This is a genomic window from Pseudomonas brassicacearum subsp. neoaurantiaca (assembly GCF_013608025.1).
Lineage (GTDB): Bacteria > Pseudomonadota > Gammaproteobacteria > Pseudomonadales > Pseudomonadaceae > Aquipseudomonas.
This window is the reverse complement of the sequence record NZ_VDLV01000049.1, coordinates 201-16,984: the sequence shown is the minus strand read 5'-3', so window position 1 is coordinate 16,984 and position 16,784 is coordinate 201. Positions and strand designations below refer to the sequence as shown.

Sequence of the window (16,784 nt, the reverse complement as noted above, 5' to 3'; positions counted from 1 at the left end):
CACATGCCCTTGTGGGAGCTCCCACAATGGAACCCGGTCAGCAGACAAAAAAAGCCCCGCGTCCGAATGAGGCGCGGGGCAAACAATTGGTTGGTTGCGGCCAACCAAAGGAGCTCGGTTGGGAAGGGGGCTATCAATTGCTGGCGACGGTTTCCGGTTGCCAGCCGCCGCCCAGGGCCTTGTAGATCGCGACGATGCCGCGATACAGGTCCACTTCGGCCTGGGCCTGGCTGTCTTCGGCGGCCAGGCGTTCACGTTGGGCGTCGAGCAGCACGAGGAAGTCCTCGGTGCCTTCGCGGTAGCGAATCTCGGCCAGGTCGGCGGCGGCGCGGCTCGATTCGCTCTGGCGGATCAGCGAGATCAGGCGCTGTTGGCGTTTGCCATAGTCGCTGAAGGCGTTTTCCGACTCTTCCAGGGCCAGCAGCACTTGCTGTTCATAATTCGCCAGGGCGCCATCCGCTTCGGCGCTGGCACCGCGCAAGCGAGCCCGCACGCTGCCCAGGTCGAAAGCAGCCCAGGTAATGCTCGGGCCCAGCGCCCAGGCATTGGCCGCTGAAGAACCGATCTGCGAGCCACGCCCGGCGGTAAAGCCGAGGAAACCGCTCAGGCTGACCCGTGGGAACAGGTCGGCCTTGGCTACACCGATGCGCGCCGTGGCCGCGGCCAGTTGACGCTCGGCGCTGAGGACGTCGGGACGGCGTTGCAGCAATTGTCCCGGATCGCCAATGGGCAGAGCTTTCGCAATGGCCGGCAACTGTTTAGGGCTCAAATCCACTGTCAACTTGTCCGGACGCTCGCCGAGCAAGGTCGCGATGCGGTTGCGTTGGCGGGCCTGTTCGGCCTGCAATTGCGGCACGCTGGCTTCCACTGCGGCCAGGCGGGCATCGGCGCGTACCACATCGAGCTGATCGCCGACGCCGGCTTCGCGCAGGCTTTCGGTGATCTTGCGCGATTCCTGCTGGTTCTGCAGGTTCGCCAGGGCGATTTTTTCCCGCAGCTGCGCGCCGCGCAGTTGGCCGTAGGCGTCCACCAGCTCGGCGATCATGGTCACCTGCAGTTGATAGAGGTCGGCCTCGGCGGCCTGCTGGTCGGCATCGGTCGCTTCCAGGTTGCGCCGGATGCGTCCGAACAGATCCAGTTCCCAGGCCATGTCCAGGCCCAGGTCATAACGCTCGGAGTTGACCCGGTCGTCGGTCTGCCCCATTGGATTCTGGCCTTTGCCCAGTTCGCTGCTGGCGCGGCTGGTAATGGTCGGCATGACGTCGTTGCTGGCGTCGTCGCGAATCGCCCGGGCGGCCCGCAGGCGTGCGAAGGCCACGCGCAACTCACGGTTACCTTCCAGGGATCGGGTCACCAACGCATTGAGGGTCGGGTCGTCGAATTGCTGCCACCAGATGCCTTCGAAGCGGGCGCGGTCGAAGTTCTTCTGGCCGGCGGCGCCGTCGGTGGCGGTGGTGATGTTCGCCGCCTCCGTTTGCGGCGCCTTGTAGTCCGGGCCCACGGCACAGGCGCTTAACGCCAATACCAACAGGCTCGGCAGGAACGCTTTCACACTCATTGTTGCGCCTCCAGTTTCAAGGCACGGGCCGCTTTGCGGGCCTCGCTGCGCTCGACGAAGTTACGGATCAATACGTAGAACACTGGGGTGAGCAGCAGCCCGAAGAAGGTTACGCCGAGCATCCCCGAGAACACCGCGACACCCATGGCGTGGCGCATTTCGGCACCGGCGCCGCTGGAGAACACCAGGGGCACCACGCCCATGATGAAAGCGAACGACGTCATCAGGATCGGCCGCAGACGCAGGCGGCAAGCTTCCAGTACGGCTGCCAGCGGGTTCAGGCCTTCGAGCTGTTTATCCTTGGCGAACTCGACGATGAGGATCGCGTTCTTACAGGCAAGTCCTACAAGTACGATCAAGCCGATCTGGGTGAAGATGTTGTTGTCGCCACCGGACAGAATCACCCCGGTAATCGCCGACAGCAGGGTCATCGGTACGATCAGGATCACCGCCAACGGCAGGCTCCAGCTTTCGTATTGCGCGGCGAGCACCAGGAACGCCAGCAATACGCAGAGCGGGAACACGAACAGTGCGGTGTTGCCCGAGAGGATCTGCTGGTAGGTCAGGTCGGTCCACTCATACGTCATGCCGTTGGGCAGTTCGTCCTTGAGCAGTTTCTCGATGGCTTTCTCGGCCTGGCCGGAGCTGTAGCCCGGGGCGGCGGCACCGTTGATCTCGGCGGTGATGAAGCCGTTGTAGTGCATCACACGGTCGGGTCCCGAGGTGTCGCTGACCTTGATGAAGGTCGCCAGCGGGATCATCTCGCCACGGTTGTTGCGCACCTTGAGCTGGCCGATCTGGTCCGATTCGAGGCGGAACTGTTGCTCGGCCTGGACGTTGACCTGATAGGTGCGGCCAAAGCGGTTGAAGTCGTTGGCATACAGCGAACCCAGGTAGATCTGCAGGGTGTCGAAGATGTCGCTGACGGCCACGCCGTGGGTCTTGGCTTTTTCACGGTCGATGGCGGCATCGACCTGCGGCACGTTCACGGTGTAGCTGGTGAACAAACCGGCCAGTTCCGGCACGCTGCGGCTCTTGGTGATGATGTTCATGGTTTCTTTGTACAGCTCGTCGTAGCCCAGGTTGCCCCGGTCTTCGATTTGCAGGCGGAAACCACCGATCGTGCCCAGCCCCTGTACTGGCGGCGGCGGGAAGATCGCCATGTAGGCTTCCTGGATCTCCGAATATTTGCCGTTCAATGCGCCGGCGATGGCGCCAGCCGACATGCTCGGGTCCTTGCGCTCGTCGAAGGGCTTGAGAGTCACGAACACGATGCCGGCGTTCGGGCTGTTGGTGAAACCGTTGATCGACAGGCCGGGGAAGGCCACCGCACTCTCAACGCCAGGCTGCTTGAGGGCCAGGTCCGACATGCGCTTGATCACGTCTTCGGTGCGGTCCAGGCTCGCGGCGTCCGGCAGTTGGGCGAAGGCCACCAGGTATTGCTTGTCCTGGCCGGGTACGAATCCGGTCGGCGTGGTGGAGAAACCGAAGAAGGTCAGCACCATCAAGCCTGCGTAGAGCACCAGCGCGATGCCGCTGCTGCGGATCACCCGAGCGACCGTGCCCACGTAGCCATGGCTGGCACGTTCGAAGAAACGGTTGAACGGACGGAACAGCCAGCCACCAAAGATCTTGTCCAGGAACTTGGAGAAACGATCCTTGGGCGCGTCATGACCTTTGAGCAACACCGCGGCCAGGGCCGGCGACAAGGTCAAGGAGTTGACTGCCGAGATCACTGTGGAGATGGCAATGGTCAGGGCGAACTGCTTATAGAACTGACCGGTCAAGCCACTGATGAAGGCCGCCGGAACGAAGACCGCGCACAGCACCAGGGCGGTGGCGATGATCGGGCCGGTCACTTCGCCCATGGCGCGCTTGGTCGCCTCCACAGGAGTGAGTCCCAACTCGATGTTTCGCTCGACGTTCTCCACCACCACGATGGCGTCGTCCACCACGATACCGATCGCCAGTACCAGGCCGAACAGCGACAAGGCGTTCAACGAGAAGCCGAATAAATGCATGACCGCGAAGGTACCGATCAGCGACACCGGTACGGCCACCAGCGGAATGATCGAGGCACGCCAGGTCTGCAGGAACAGGATGACCACCAGCACCACGAGGATCAGCGCTTCGAACAGCGTGTGGACCACCGCTTCGATGGAGCCCCGGACGAAGATCGTCGGGTCATAGACAATGCTGTAGTCCATGCCGGCCGGGAAGCCTTTCTTCAGCTCCTCCATCTTTTCGCGCACATCGTTGGAAATCTGGATGGCGTTGGAGCCTGGCCGCTGGAAGATCGGGATTGCCACTGCCGGTTGATTGTCCAGCAGCGAGCGCAGGGCGTATTGGCTGGAGCCCAGCTCAACCCGCGCGATGTCCTTCAGGCGCGTGATTTCACCGTTGGCGCCGGAACGAATGATGATGTTCTCGAACTCTTCTTCGTTTACCAGGCGACCCTGGGTATTGACCGACAGCTGGAACGCCGTGGCGTTAGGTGCTGGTGGCGCACCCAGGGCACCGGCGGCAACCTGGCGGTTCTGCTCACGGATCGCCGTGACCACGTCGGTGGCGGTCAGGTTGCGCGAAGCGGTCTTGTTCGGATCCAGCCAGACCCGCAGGGAATAGTCACCCATGCCGAACAGTTGTACATCACCCACGCCACCCAGGCGCGCCAGCTCATCCTTGATGTTGAGCAAGGCGTAGTTGGACAGGTAGAGCATGTCGTAGCGTTTGTCCGGCGAGGTCAAGTGCACGACCATGGTCAGGTCGGGCGATGCCTTGTCCACCGTGATGCCGATGCGGGTCACTTCCTCCGGCAACTTGGGCTCGGTGCGGGTCACGCGGTTCTGCACCTGCACCTGGGCGTTGTCCAGGTCGGTGCCCAGGGCAAAGGTGATGGTCAGGGTGATCTTGCCGTCAGCAGTCGACTGCGAGGACATGTACAGCATGTTCTCGACGCCGGTGATGGCTTGCTCCAGGGGCGCGGCAACGGTTTCGCCGATGACCTTGGGGTTGGCGCCCGGGAAGTTGGCACGCACGACCACGGTCGGCGGCACGACTTCCGGGTATTCGCTGATCGGCAATTGGAACAGCGAGATGGCGCCGGCGATCAGGATCAACAGCGAGAGCACCGCTGCGAAGATCGGCCGCGAAATGAAGAACTGGGAAAATTTCATCTTGAGTTCAGTCCCTTAGCCGCGTGGGGACGCAGAGGCCAGTTTGCCTGCCGAACTGGACGCTGCCTTGGATGGCGCGACTTGTGGCAGGTTGCTGGCTTCGAGCGCTTTGCGTTGTTGTGCCAGGGCGGCGAGGGTTTGCTCGCTGGCCATCGGCACGGTTTCAGGCGTAACCGGCGAACCCGGACGGGCCCGTTGCAGCCCCTTGACGATGATGGTGTCGTCTTTGTTCAAACCGTTGCGAACGATGCGCAGGCCTTCGATCTTCGGCCCCAGCTCGACGGCGCGGTACGCAGGCTTGTTCTCGGCGTCCATCACCAGGACGAATTTCTTGCCCAGGTCGGTGCCCACGGCTTCGTCGTTGATCAGCACGGCGGAATAGGTGCCGCTGCCGACCAGTTTCAACCGAGCGTAGAGGCCAGGGGTGTAGGCGCCGTCCTTGTTGTCGAACACCGCGCGACCACGGATGGTGCCGGTCTGCGGGTTGACCTGGTTGTCGACGAAGTTCATCTGGCCCAGGTGCGGGTTACCCTCTTCGTTGGACAGGCCCATGTAGACCGGCGTGGCCTGGCCGCGCTGGCCCTGGCGGGCGAGTTGGGTGTACTTGAGGAAGACGCGTTCGTCGGCATCGAAGTAGGCGTAGACCTTGTCGGTGGACACCACGCTGGTCAGCGGCGTGACGTCGGCGGTCACCAGGTTGCCGGCGGTGATTTCCGCCCGGCTGACACGACCGTTGATGGGCGAGGTGACCCGGGTAAAGCTCAGGTTCAGTTTTGCCAGGTCCAACTGCGCCTGGATGCCTGCGACGGCGGCGCGGGCTTCCTGGGCCGCTGTAGTGCGCGAATCGGCCAACTCGGCGGAAATCGCATTGCTCAAACGCAAGCGTTCACCACGCTGGGCCTCGTTTTCGCTGCGAGTTGCGGTGGCGCGGGCCTGGGCCAGTTGAGCTTCGAGACGACGCACTTCAGCCTGGAAGGGACGAGGGTCGATCTGGAATAGCAGGTCGCCTTTCTTGACCAGCGAGCCTTCGGTGAAGGCCACTTCATCGATCTGCCCCGAGACACGTGGACGAATCTCGACGGTTTCCGGCGCTTCGAGGCGTCCGGTGAACTCATCCCATTCGTTGACGGGCTGCTCCAGTACCTTGGCCACACTGACTTTGGCCGCCGGCATGGAAGCTGCCGTGTCGGGGGTCTTGCCACAAGCGCTGATCACCAGCACCGCCAACAGTGCGAGGGGAAAGCGCAATTTAGTAAGTGAATGTTCCATGGATAGCATCCGCCAAGTGTATTGAGATGGGCGGATGATGCGTGTCGAGGCGCAGAGGAACGAATCGAATGAAACAAAGGTAACTATCATTCGGAATGATATAAGCCATCGATGAGCCCTCTAGTCCGGGGCTTTCGTTAGTAGGCTATCAATTTGGCTGATGTCTCGTCAGGTTGGCGTTGTCCTCTGTCACGGCAGGTAGATGTCATGGATTCGCTTGATTTCGCCTTCTTTGCGCAGCATCTCCACGGCGCTGCGTAAGTCTTCGACGATTTTTGGCGAGCATTGCTTCGAACAGGCGAGGTAAAGGTCGGCGCTGCTGCCAACGGAACTCATCAGCAATTTGCGCTTGGACACTTTCGGCCAGATATAGCGGCTCTCGGGAACACCGTTGAACCAGGCATCGATACGCCCCATCAGCAGCAGTTGAGCGGGGTTGTCGCCAATGGCCAGCGGATAGATCTGTTCATCGCTGAAGCCCTCGGCCCGCAGGATATCCTCTTGCGCGCTGCCGAGGCCGACCCCGATCTTGCGGTAGGTTTCTCTCGCTTGGGCGAAGCTGTTCACTCGACGGTCAAGGCTGAAGAAGGCGCGCTCCATGGGCATGATCGAAGCGATCCAAGTAAAACGATCCTCACGCGTGGGAATACGCGAGAGAGGGGTGATCAGGTAGTCATGTTCCTCGCTGACGTGCTTTTGCGCACGGGCCCAAGGCAATACATGGATTTTGACCGCGTAGCCGGCCTTGGCCATGGCCGCCACGGCGACATCGCCAGCAATCCCGTGGCCCCTGGGATCGTCGACGAATGTCAGCGGAGGCGCATCGGGGATGTGCAGCTCCAGCTCCAACGGCTCACCGCCCGCATGAGTCATGACCAACAGCGGTATCAATAGACAAAGCCCGGATAGCGCTTTGATGGGCAGATTCGAAACGCGCTTGCTCGGGGTCATGGTCGGACTTCAGGCATTGAAAAATAATGTGCCCATTCTACGGCGCGGCGCCGCATACAGGTGCTGCAGGCCAATTTTATGTGGTGCAGCGCACCCAAAAGGCGTTGCCACACCCGTTTCGTCTGGACACGTCATCTGTTGCGTCGGCCTGACTGCGTGTCATTGAAGGTATAGATCATTTGGCCGACAAAAGCCTGGAACTTTGTGATTGGCTTACAGAACGGAGACTCGAAGAATGTTTCAAACATAAGTCCTGTTTGTCCTAATCTCTCGTCTGTCATTCTTTTCCTACATAAATAATTTATTCGAGTAATTTCCCGTCAATTTTGCCTTTTTGTAAGTTTTTTCTGTAGGGCCTCGTCCTCCTTTTTGTGAGCTTCTTCCTTTTTGTTCAGATGGGTGGATTTGGCCTATCCGGCCTTGTATTTCGTCGCTACATTAAGACAGCGAAAAGCGTAGATGCAGGATGCAGAGCAACGACGATGTGCAAATCATTGCCTTGACCACGTTTCAAAGGAGGAAGTATGGCGTCATACAGTTTTCAAAATGAAGTGCCCAAAAGCAGGGTCAATATCAAACTCGATCTACACACCGGAGGCGCACAGAAAAAAGTTGAATTGCCGCTGAAGCTGATGGTGATGGGGGACTACAGTAACGGCAAGGAGCAGCGCCCTTTATCGGAAAGGGGCAAGGTCAATATCGATAAAAACAACGTTGACAACGTCCTTGAGGAATTCTCCCCCAGCCTCGCATTCGCTGCGCGCAACACGTTGATAGATGATGAAGCGGATATTTCCGTTGAACTGAGTTTTCAACGGATGAAGGATTTTGAGCCGGAGCAAGTGGCACGCCAGATTCCTCAGCTACGGGCATTGCTGGCCATGCGCAATCTGTTGCGCGACCTGAAGTCGAATTTGCTGGACAACATGACCTTCCGTCACGAGTTGGAACGCATCCTCCAGGATGATGCGCTCAGTGATGAACTCCGGACTGAATTGGCGGCATTGGCGCCAAAAGAAATCCGCTAATTCATTTCGCCAGCAGGCCAGAAGAGTAATTACATCTATGTCTAATGAAAGTTCTAACGTGCAATCGCGCGGCGCTACAGTATTGGCTGAAGATAAGGGTGTTTATGCGGCTCTGTTCAGCAAGATAAATTTGAATCCTGTTGCTGAGCTGGGAAGTATCGAAACTTTCCAGCACGCCGAGGCATTGTCCGAGGCATCGGTTGATGAGCGGGTCACTGCCGCTGTCAGTGTGTTCTTGAAGTTGCTCAAGGACTCACCGCAAAAAGTGGAGCGATTGGACAAGGTATTGCTCGACGAGCATATCGCTTCGCTGGACATGCAGATCAGCCGTCAACTCGATGCGGTCATGCATCACCCGGACTTCCAACGCGTCGAATCAACCTGGCGCGGCGTAAAGTCCTTGATCGACCAGACGGATTTCCGCCAGAACGTGCGCATCGAATTGCTGGATATCAGCAAGGCTGACCTGGTGCGGGATTTTGAAGATGCTCCCGAAATCGCCCAGAGTGGTTTGTACCTGCATACCTACACCCGCGAATACGACACGCCAGGCGGGGAGCCGATCGCCGCCGCCATTTCCAATTACGAGTTCGATCGCAGCCCGCAGGACATCGCCTTGCTGCGCAATGTCTCGAAAGTGGCCGCGGCGGCGCACATGCCCTTTATCGGTTCGGTGGGGCCGGCATTCTTCGGCAAGCAATCCATGGAAGAGGTGGCCGCCATCAAGGACATCGGCAATTACTTCGATCGAGCCGAGTACATCAAGTGGAAGGCCTTCCGTGACAGTGACGATGCGCGTTACGTCGGCCTGACCATGCCACGGGTCTTGGGGCGCTTGCCCTATGGGCCGGATACGATTCCCGTGCGCAGCTTCAACTACGTTGAAAGCGTCAAGGGCCCCGATCACGACAAGTACTTGTGGACCAACGCGTCCTTCGCGTTTGCCGCCAACATGGTCAAGAGCTTTATCGCCAATGGTTGGTGCGTGCAGATTCGCGGCCCCCAGTCGGGTGGCGCGGTCACGGACCTGCCGATCCACTTGTATGACCTGGGTACCGGCAACCAGGTCAAGATTCCTTCTGAGGTGATGATCCCGGAAACCCGCGAGTTCGAATTCGCCAATCTCGGTTTCATTCCCCTGTCGTATTACAAGAACCGCGACTACGCCTGTTTCTTCTCCGCCAGTTCGGCCCAGAAACCTGCGTTGTACGACACGCCGGATGCCACCGCCAACAGCCGCATCAATGCGCGCCTGCCCTATATCTTCCTGCTCTCGCGCATTGCCCATTACCTGAAGTTGATCCAGCGCGAAAACATCGGGACCACCAAGGACCGTCGCTTGCTGGAGTTGGAACTCAATAAATGGATCGGCGGGCTGGTGACCGAAATGACTGATCCCGGCGATGCCCTGCAGGCCTCGCACCCCCTGCGTGATGCCAAGGTGACGGTGGAAGACATCGAGGACAACCCTGGTTTCTTCCGGGTCAAGTTGTACGCCGTGCCGCATTTTCAGGTCGAGGGCATGGACGTCAACCTGTCGCTGGTTTCGCAAATGCCCAAGGCGAAAGCCTGACTTAACCCCGAGGAAACGACGCCATGAAAATCGATCGTCCCTTGTGGACGTCCGGCACCCTATTGTCTGCGCAACAGTTCCAGCAACAAGCGCGCTGGGAAGCGTGGGTCAACGAACAGCTCGCGAGCCTGGCCTTGGCGCACCCTTGGGGCGTGAAGGCCGTTGAGTTCGACGCCGATGCATTGCGCCTGGGCAAGCTCAAGGCTACCCGTTTGAGCGTACGCATGCCCGACGGCAGCCTGCTCGACAGTGAACGGGTGGATCGCCTGCCGCCGGGGCTGGAGTTGTCACGGTTGATGAGCGACGACGACCGGCAGGCGCTCGTGCTGCTGGCCTTGCCCTTGGAGCAGGCCAATGGCAACAACTGCCTGATGCAGGAGGGGCGGGCTGACCGGCCAACCCGCTACCGCCAGGACTGGCGGCCGGTTCAGGATCTGTATGCAGACGAAGTCCAGTCGATCGCCGTGCTGGAACACGCGCTGACGCTGCGCCTGGACAAGGATGACAACGGCGATTACCTGACCTGTCCCATCGCGCGCCTGGTGCGCGAGGGTCAGGGCAGGTGGAGTCTTGATCCGACCTATGTGCCACCGCTGATCAGTTTTGCAGCGCACCCGGGGCTCCTGGTCCAGCTGGACAATCTGTTGAGGCAGCTGTCTGCGAAGCGACAGCGCCTCATGGGCATGCGTCGTGAAAGCAACCAGCGCATGGCCGATTTCGCCGTCGCCGATGTGTCGTTGTTCTGGTTGCTCAATGCCTTGAACACCTACCAGCCGGTGCTGGCCGATCTCAAGGCATATCCCCAACGCCACCCCGAGCAGGTCTACCTGGAACTGGCCAAGCTGGCCGGCAGCCTGCTGACGTTTTCGCTGGAACACGACATCGACAAGATCCCAGCCTATCGCCATGAACACCTGGAAACGGTGTTCCCGCCGCTGATGCGCTGTATTGCGACGTTGCTGGAAGCCAGCCTGCCGTCGCGTGTCATCGCCCTGACGCTGGAGCACAGCGCCAATCGCTGGCAAGTGACGCTCAACGATGCTCGGCTTCGTGAGCCCGACGGGGCTGACTTCTACTTGTCGGTGCGCTGCCAGTTACCGGCGGCACAGCTTCAGGATCAGTTTCCTCGCCTGTGCAAAATCGGCGCGCCGGCGGATGTCGACGAGCTGATCAATGCGGCGCTCGATGGCGTCCCGCTGAAACCCCTCAACCACGTGCCGGCGGCCATCCCGCTGCGCCTGGAAAACCAATACTTCGCCCTCGACCTTGGCCATCCCAAGGGCCAAGCCATGCTGACTTCGGGGACTTTCGCTTGCTACGTGCCCAGCACCTTGTCGCAAGTACAACTTGAACTGTTTGCGGTGCTACGCACATGACTCTGAATTTCTCGAAAAAACCAGGCGCACTGACGACGGATATCGACGCCTTGCTCCAGGACAGCTATTTGCTTGTGGTCCAGCTACGCCAGGGCCTGTCGGTGCCGGACACCCAGGCTCTGCAACAGCTTTGCCTGAACCAGGTCGAGCAGGTTCGCGAGCAGCTCGAACAGATCGCCATGGATCCGCGGGACATCGAGCACATCAACCACGCCCAATGCGCACTGCTGGATGAGGCGGTGCTCCTCTGCACCAAGGACGCGGTACGGACTGAATGGACCCGTGAACCGCTGCAGGCCAAGTTGTTCAATCGGCATCAGGCCGGTGAGTTCCTCTACGAGGAGATCCGCCTGGTGTTGCGCGAGCCGTCACCGGATCCGCGGGTGCTGACGGTGTTTCATCGAGTCCTGATGCTGGGTTTCAAAGGTCGTTACGCGGATCTTGCCGATCCTGAGCGCGAGCAACTGTTGGAGGCCCTCGAAGCACGGGTCACGTCCTTGAAAATCAGCGCAAACCTGGTGACCCGAAAGGGCGGTCGCCTGGCCCGTTCCCAATCCCGCTGGACGCACGGGATGGCGGTGGCGCTACTGCTCGCCGGCGTCTGGTTGATGATGGATCGCTGGCTGACCGGCGTGGTTGCTTCCCTCATGCCCGGCCAGGCGTGAGGGGCCTTATGACAATTCAGTTGCAACGAGTCCTTTGGCTATGGGCGGGAATCCTTGTCCTGGCGTTGCTGCTCATGGTCCCGCTTGCCACATGGATACGCGTGGTTGTCATGCTGGGTATGGTGAGCGTCACGGCGGTGGGTTGGGTCGTGGTCAACCGGCGTGTCGCCCGTTTGCGCGAATCGGTGAAACTCGCCGCCAACGGGTCCGTTCCCCCAGCCTCGTTTCGTCGGCCAGTGGTGCTGGTCTGCGGCGATGGCCTGGACGGTTTGTTCGGCAGCATTCCCGAACTTGAGTTGGCCGTACGGGTGACGCATCAAGGTTGTTATCTACGCGTACCGGCGCTCGATCAGCTCCCCAACGTGACCGAGAGCATCCTGGCCTTGCGTCCGGGATGGAGCGCCCAGCTCAGTGTCATGTTCATCATCAACCCGGCGGCACACAGTGATGAAGCTGAACTGGCGGGGCGGATACGGACGTTTCGTCATCAAGCCACCCTGGCGGGTCAGGGTGCGTCAATGCCGCTGACGATGGTGAGCTATTTCCATGCACCGCGGGGGGAGACTCCGTGGTTCTGTTGGACGGGTGGTCAGTCGAGTCCTCGCGTTCTTGATGCCGGAGCCAGCGTCGATCTGGCCGACTGGCTGCAGCAGCCCACCGACTCATCCTTACGGGCGATGCGGATGCAGGCCGGCGTGCAGTTGAACAGCGCGGTGCAATGGCTGCAGGAGAGGGTGCTGCCGCACTTCAATGCCCGTGCTGGCGGCGCTGATCGAGGCTCGGCGGTGTGCTGGGCAGTCAGGCCGGTACCGGCGTTGACTGAAGCTGTGGAAGGGAATCTCTGGGAGCAGTGGCTACGCGACAAGGTGGCGCTGGCCGACCCCAGGCGAGCTATCACGAAGGCGGTGTTGCCGTTTCCGGATCCTGTGCTGAGCCTGATTCCATTGCGTGCCCAGCGCACGTCTCGACAGCGTGCCGGCATCCTCGCGATATGGATGTTCGGGCTCGCCGGCGTGGTCGCCCTGGTCAGTTCGGCGTGGCAGAACACCTTGCTGGTGCGCCAGGTCACTGACGACCTGCGTCGTTATGCGCCGCTCCTGGCTGTGGAGTCGCCACTGCAAGGAACATCCCATCGGCGACAGGAAGCCGAGGCCGTCCTCGGTGAAGCCGCGCATCGCCTGGACACCTATCACCGACATGGCGAGCCCCTGTCGTTGGGCCTGGGGCTGTATCGCGGCGCCCCTTTGCGTGAGCCGTTGCTGGCGGCGCTTTCACATCGTCAGGCGATGTCCGGGCCCATGGCTTTGCCGGCTTCCGAACCGGTGAGGCTGGACAGTTTGTCGCTGTTCAGTCCGGGCAGCGCGCGGCTCAAGCCGGACTCCACCAGGGTGCTGATCAATGCGCTGGTCGGGATCAAGGCCCAACCCGGCTGGTTGATCGTCATCGCCGGGCACACCGATGCCACGGGCGATGCCGCGCAGAACCTGCGGTTGTCCCGGGAGCGTGCTGCCGCCGTGCATGAATGGATGCTGCATGTGGGCGGCATTCCCGACAGCTGTTTTGCCGTGCAGGGGTTCGGCGCCAGCCAACCGATTGCCGGCAATGACACCGAGGCGGGGCGCGCAGCCAACCGTCGCGTCGATATCCGTCTGGTACCTGAGGTGGGCGCTTGCGCATTCCCCACGACAGGGCCGGACAGCAAACCCCCCGTCGCATCCCGCGACAATCTATGAAAAGGAGCTTCACATGGCAATTCCCGTTTACCTCTGGCTGCAAGATGACGGCGGCGCAGAGATCAAGGGTTCGGTGGACGTGCAAAAGCGCGAGGGCAGCATTGAAGTCATCGCTCAGGACCACAGCCTGTACATCCCGACCGACAACAGCACCGGCAAGCTGACTGGCGCGCGGGTTCACACGCCGTTCCTGTTTTCCAAGGAAATCGACGCTTCCAGTCCCTACCTCTACAAGGCCGTGACCACCGGCCAGACCCTCAAGAGCGCCGAGTTCAAGTGGTACCGCATCGATGATGCCGGGCAGGAAGTCGAGTACTTCATCACCAAGCTGGAGAACGTCAAGGTGGTGAAGGTCGCGCCGAAAATGCACGACGTCAAGGATCCGACCAAGGAGAAACACAACCACCTGGAACAGATTGAGTTGCGCTACGAGAAGGTCACCTGGACCTACAAGGACGGCAACATCATCCATTCCGATTCCTGGAGCGAGCGCCAAAGCGCCTGACGCGCGGGCATCGACAGGCCGCCTGCGCCTGTCGATTGCCGGTGTGCTGGGTTGAGCGTCCGTTCGCGGGCGTTCAGCCAAGCACATCCGCTTTTTGTCCAGCGCTCGCCCGACCTCTACTGAACCCGCACAAGGATGCCACCCATGGTACAGAGCCCCACGCGTCTGCTTCGTCGTCTGAACCCCTATTGCGCCCAAGCCCTGAGCGACGCGGCGTCGCTGTGCCAGAGCCGCGCCCATGCGCACATCACCATCGAGCACTGGTTGCTCAAATTGTTGGGGCAGGGCGAGGGCGACCTGACCGTCATCGCGCGCCGTCACGAATTGGACCTTGAGGCGCTTTGGTGTGGCTTGCTCAGCCACCTCGATAACCTGCCGCGCAGCGTCCAGGCCAAGCCACAATTGTCGGAGGCGCTGCAGCAACTGATCAAGAATGCCTGGCTGCGCGCCTCGCTGGATGACGACAACGACCGGCTGCGCTCCGCCCATCTGTTGGGGGCGCTGATGGACGCGCCCGGCCTGCTGGCCTGCGAGGCGGCCTGGCCGTTGCTGAGCCTTGGCGAGCCGCAACTGCAGCGGTTATCCGGGTTGCTGGACCAGATCTCCGAAGAGCGTCCCGATGTGCAGGCGCTCGTTGTCAATGCGACGGACGGGGCATTGAGCGAGCCCGACTCCGGCGCTGCCGCGAAGCCCGATGCACGGCGGGCGCTGCTGGACAGGTTCACCCAGGATCTCACTGCCCGGGCAGGGGAAGGGCTGATCGACCCGGTGTTCGGTCGCGACGACGAAATACGCCAGGTCATCGACATCCTCAGTCGCCGACGCAAGAACAATCCGATCCTGGTCGGCGAGCCCGGCGTGGGCAAGACCGCGCTGGTCGAAGGGCTGGCGCTGCGCATCGCCCAGGGCAACGTGCCCGATAGCCTCAAGTCGGTCAGCGTGCGCGCGCTGGACTTGGGGTTGTTGCAGGCCGGCGCCGGGGTCAAGGGCGAATTCGAGCAGCGCCTCAAGAATGTGATCGACGCGGTGCAGCACGCCGAAATCCCGATCCTGTTGTTCATCGACGAAGCCCACACGCTGATCGGCGCCGGCAACCAGGCAGGGGGTGCGGATGCGGCAAACCTGCTCAAGCCCGCCTTGGCCCGTGGTGAGTTGCGCACCATCGCCGCCACCACTTGGAGTGAGTACAAACAATATTTCGAACGAGATGCGGCATTGGAGCGACGCTTCCAGCAGGTCAAGGTCGACGAGCCGGATGACGCCAACGCCTGCCTGATGTTGCGCGGCCTCAAGGCCCGGTACGCCAGCCACCACGGCGTGCACATCCAGGACGCGGCGGTGCAGGCTGCCGTCAGCCTGTCGCGGCGTTACCTCACGGGCCGCCAGTTGCCGGACAAAGCCGTCGACCTGCTGGACACCGCCAGCGCTCGGGTGCGCATGAGCGTCGATTGCGAACCCCAGGCGCTGGTCCGGATCAAGGCGCGGCAAATCGCCCTGGAACTGGAGCGCCAGGCGCTGGATGCGGATCAAGACTTGGGCGGTAGCATCGGCACCGAACGGCTGGTGCAAATCGCCGCGCAACACGCCGAGTTGGAACTCGCTCGGGTCGAGGTGGAGCGTCAATACAGCCAAGTGCTCGAATTGTCCCAGCAGTTGCTCGACGCTCGCGAGGCAGAGCCCATGCAACGGGCCGAGTGCGCGCGGTTGCAGCGACAACTGGATGCAATCCAGGGCAAACATCCGTTGCTGTTCCTGGACGTCGATGCCCGCAGCGTGGCCGAAGTGATCGCCGATTGGACCGGTGTGCCCCTGAGCAGCCTGCTCAAGGATGAACAAACCAACCTGCTGGAGCTGGAACAACAATTGGCCGAGCGCGTCATCGGCCAGGCCCCGGCACTCAACGCGCTGGCCCAGCGTCTGCGGGCGGCCAAGACAGGGCTCACCGATGACAAGGGGCCCCTGGGCGTCTTCCTGTTGGTGGGTACCAGCGGGGTTGGCAAGACCGAAACCGCCCTGGCCTTGGCCGATAGCCTGTTCGGCGGAGAAAAAGCGCTCATCACGCTCAACCTTTCCGAATATCAGGAAGCCCACACCGTCAGCCAGCTAAAAGGCTCGCCGCCCGGTTACGTGGGGTATGGGCAGGGCGGCGTGCTGACCGAAGCCGTGCGCCAACGGCCCTACAGCGTCGTGCTGCTCGACGAGGTGGAAAAAGCCCATCACGACGTGCTCAACCTGTTCTACCAGGTTTTCGATCGCGGTTTCATGCGTGACGGGGAAGGGCGCGAGATCGACTTTCGCAACACCGTCATCCTCATGACCTCCAACCTGGGCAGCGACACATTGCAAGACTGTCTGCTGGAGCAACCCGACGCTCCGGACAGCACGCTGCATGAGCGTATGCGACCGATCCTGCGCGAACACTTCCAGCCGGCCCTGCTGGCGCGTTTCCAGACCCTCATCTATCGCCCGCTGAACGTCGACGCCCTGCAATGCATCGTCGCCATCAAGCTCGACCAGGTGGCCAAGCGTTTGCAACGCCACTACGGCTTGGACTGTGAGATCGATGACGCCCTGAGCGAGGCCATGGTCGCCGCTTGCCTGCTGCCCGACACCGGGGCGCGCAACGTCGACAGCCTGCTCAACGAACAGATCCTGCCGGTGCTGAGCCAACAATTGCTGCAACGTCGGGCCGCGCAGTTGCGCACGCGCGGGGTGCACCTGGGTTATTGCCAGGAAGAGGGGATTACCCTGAGCTTCGTCGATGGTGCGGACGCCGCCGAGACTGTGGTCATGGAGCCTGCGCAATGAACATGCCCATGCCGACCTTCTTCGACCATAGCCGCCACACCCTGCGAATCTCCGGCCTCGACGCCCACCTCGACGTCCTCGCGTTCGTCGGCGAGGAGCACCTGAGTCGTCCCTACCTCTATCGCATCGAATTCACCTGCAT

11 protein-coding genes are annotated in these 16,784 nt (G+C 61.2%); 7 read left to right on the top strand and 4 right to left on the bottom strand.

Annotated features, from left to right (window positions below):
* Nucleotides 1-133: 133 nt before the first annotated feature.
* From FHK92_RS22785 to FHK92_RS22770, 4 genes are all read right to left on the bottom strand, one after another.
* The gene (locus FHK92_RS22785; RefSeq protein ID WP_181290095.1) at nt 134-1,558 is read right to left on the bottom strand and encodes an efflux transporter outer membrane subunit; all 1,425 of its coding nucleotides are present in this window, start codon (nt 1,556-1,558) and stop codon (nt 134-136) included.
* Complete coding sequence (locus tag FHK92_RS22780) at nt 1,555-4,734, bottom strand: efflux RND transporter permease subunit (protein WP_181290094.1); 3,180 nt, start codon at nt 4,732-4,734, stop codon at nt 1,555-1,557. Before FHK92_RS22780 ends, FHK92_RS22785 begins: the two co-directional genes overlap by 4 nt.
* A gap of 15 nt (nt 4,735-4,749) precedes the next feature.
* Nucleotides 4,750-6,003 (bottom strand): multidrug efflux RND transporter periplasmic adaptor subunit MexE, encoded by a 1,254-nt coding sequence (mexE, locus tag FHK92_RS22775; RefSeq protein WP_181290093.1) that lies wholly within the window; start codon nt 6,001-6,003, stop codon nt 4,750-4,752.
* A 189-nt stretch (nt 6,004-6,192) separates the two neighbouring features.
* Complete coding sequence (locus FHK92_RS22770; RefSeq protein ID WP_181290092.1) at nt 6,193-6,954, bottom strand: substrate-binding periplasmic protein; 762 nt, start codon at nt 6,952-6,954, stop codon at nt 6,193-6,195.
* Nucleotides 6,955-7,478: 524 nt separating this feature from the next.
* On the opposite strand from FHK92_RS22770, the gene tssB reads away from it, so the two are divergent.
* The 7 genes from tssB (at nt 7,479) to tssH (ending at nt 16,642) form a co-directional block, all read left to right on the top strand.
* Nucleotides 7,479-7,982: a type VI secretion system contractile sheath small subunit gene (gene tssB / locus FHK92_RS22765; RefSeq protein ID WP_181290091.1), complete on the top strand. Its 504-nt coding sequence runs from the start codon at nt 7,479-7,481 to the stop codon at nt 7,980-7,982.
* A 37-nt stretch (nt 7,983-8,019) separates the two neighbouring features.
* Entirely contained in the window at nt 8,020-9,555 is a 1,536-nt protein-coding gene (gene tssC / locus FHK92_RS22760; protein WP_181290090.1) for a type VI secretion system contractile sheath large subunit, read from the top strand.
* Nucleotides 9,556-9,578: 23 nt separating this feature from the next.
* Entirely contained in the window at nt 9,579-10,931 is a 1,353-nt protein-coding gene (tssK, locus tag FHK92_RS22755; protein WP_181290089.1) for a type VI secretion system baseplate subunit TssK, read from the top strand.
* Nucleotides 10,928-11,596, top strand: coding sequence for a type VI secretion system protein TssL, short form (tssL, locus tag FHK92_RS22750; protein ID WP_181290088.1), 669 nt, complete (start codon nt 10,928-10,930; stop codon nt 11,594-11,596). The genes tssK and tssL overlap by 4 nt, the downstream gene beginning before the upstream one ends.
* Nucleotides 11,597-11,604: 8 nt before the next feature.
* Entirely contained in the window at nt 11,605-13,329 is a 1,725-nt protein-coding gene (locus FHK92_RS22745) for an OmpA family protein (RefSeq protein ID WP_181290087.1), read from the top strand.
* A 13-nt stretch (nt 13,330-13,342) separates the two neighbouring features.
* A complete protein-coding gene (locus tag FHK92_RS22740) occupies nt 13,343-13,834 on the top strand; it encodes an Hcp family type VI secretion system effector (protein WP_030138671.1) in 492 nt (163 codons plus the stop codon).
* 144 nt (nt 13,835-13,978) lie between these two features.
* A complete protein-coding gene (tssH, locus tag FHK92_RS22735) occupies nt 13,979-16,642 on the top strand; it encodes a type VI secretion system ATPase TssH (RefSeq protein WP_181290086.1) in 2,664 nt (887 codons plus the stop codon).
* Nucleotides 16,643-16,784: the final 142 nt, after the last annotated feature.

Bases quoted from the DNA above. Each gene is read 5' to 3' on its own strand.
- mexE (WP_181290093.1), bottom strand. From the start codon at position 6,003: ATGGAACATTCACTTACTAAATTGCGCTTTCCCCTCGCACTGTTGGCG.
- tssL (WP_181290088.1), top strand. From the start codon at position 10,928: ATGACTCTGAATTTCTCGAAAAAACCAGGCGCACTGACGACGGATATC.
- tssH (WP_181290086.1), top strand. From the start codon at position 13,979: ATGGTACAGAGCCCCACGCGTCTGCTTCGTCGTCTGAACCCCTATTGC.
- FHK92_RS22745 (WP_181290087.1), top strand. From the start codon at position 11,605: ATGACAATTCAGTTGCAACGAGTCCTTTGGCTATGGGCGGGAATCCTT.
- FHK92_RS22785 (WP_181290095.1), bottom strand. From the start codon at position 1,558: ATGAGTGTGAAAGCGTTCCTGCCGAGCCTGTTGGTATTGGCGTTAAGC.
- tssK (WP_181290089.1), top strand. From the start codon at position 9,579: ATGAAAATCGATCGTCCCTTGTGGACGTCCGGCACCCTATTGTCTGCG.
- tssB (WP_181290091.1), top strand. From the start codon at position 7,479: ATGGCGTCATACAGTTTTCAAAATGAAGTGCCCAAAAGCAGGGTCAAT.
- tssC (WP_181290090.1), top strand. From the start codon at position 8,020: ATGTCTAATGAAAGTTCTAACGTGCAATCGCGCGGCGCTACAGTATTG.
- FHK92_RS22780 (WP_181290094.1), bottom strand. From the start codon at position 4,734: ATGAAATTTTCCCAGTTCTTCATTTCGCGGCCGATCTTCGCAGCGGTG.
- FHK92_RS22770 (WP_181290092.1), bottom strand. From the start codon at position 6,954: ATGACCCCGAGCAAGCGCGTTTCGAATCTGCCCATCAAAGCGCTATCC.
- FHK92_RS22740 (WP_030138671.1), top strand. From the start codon at position 13,343: ATGGCAATTCCCGTTTACCTCTGGCTGCAAGATGACGGCGGCGCAGAG.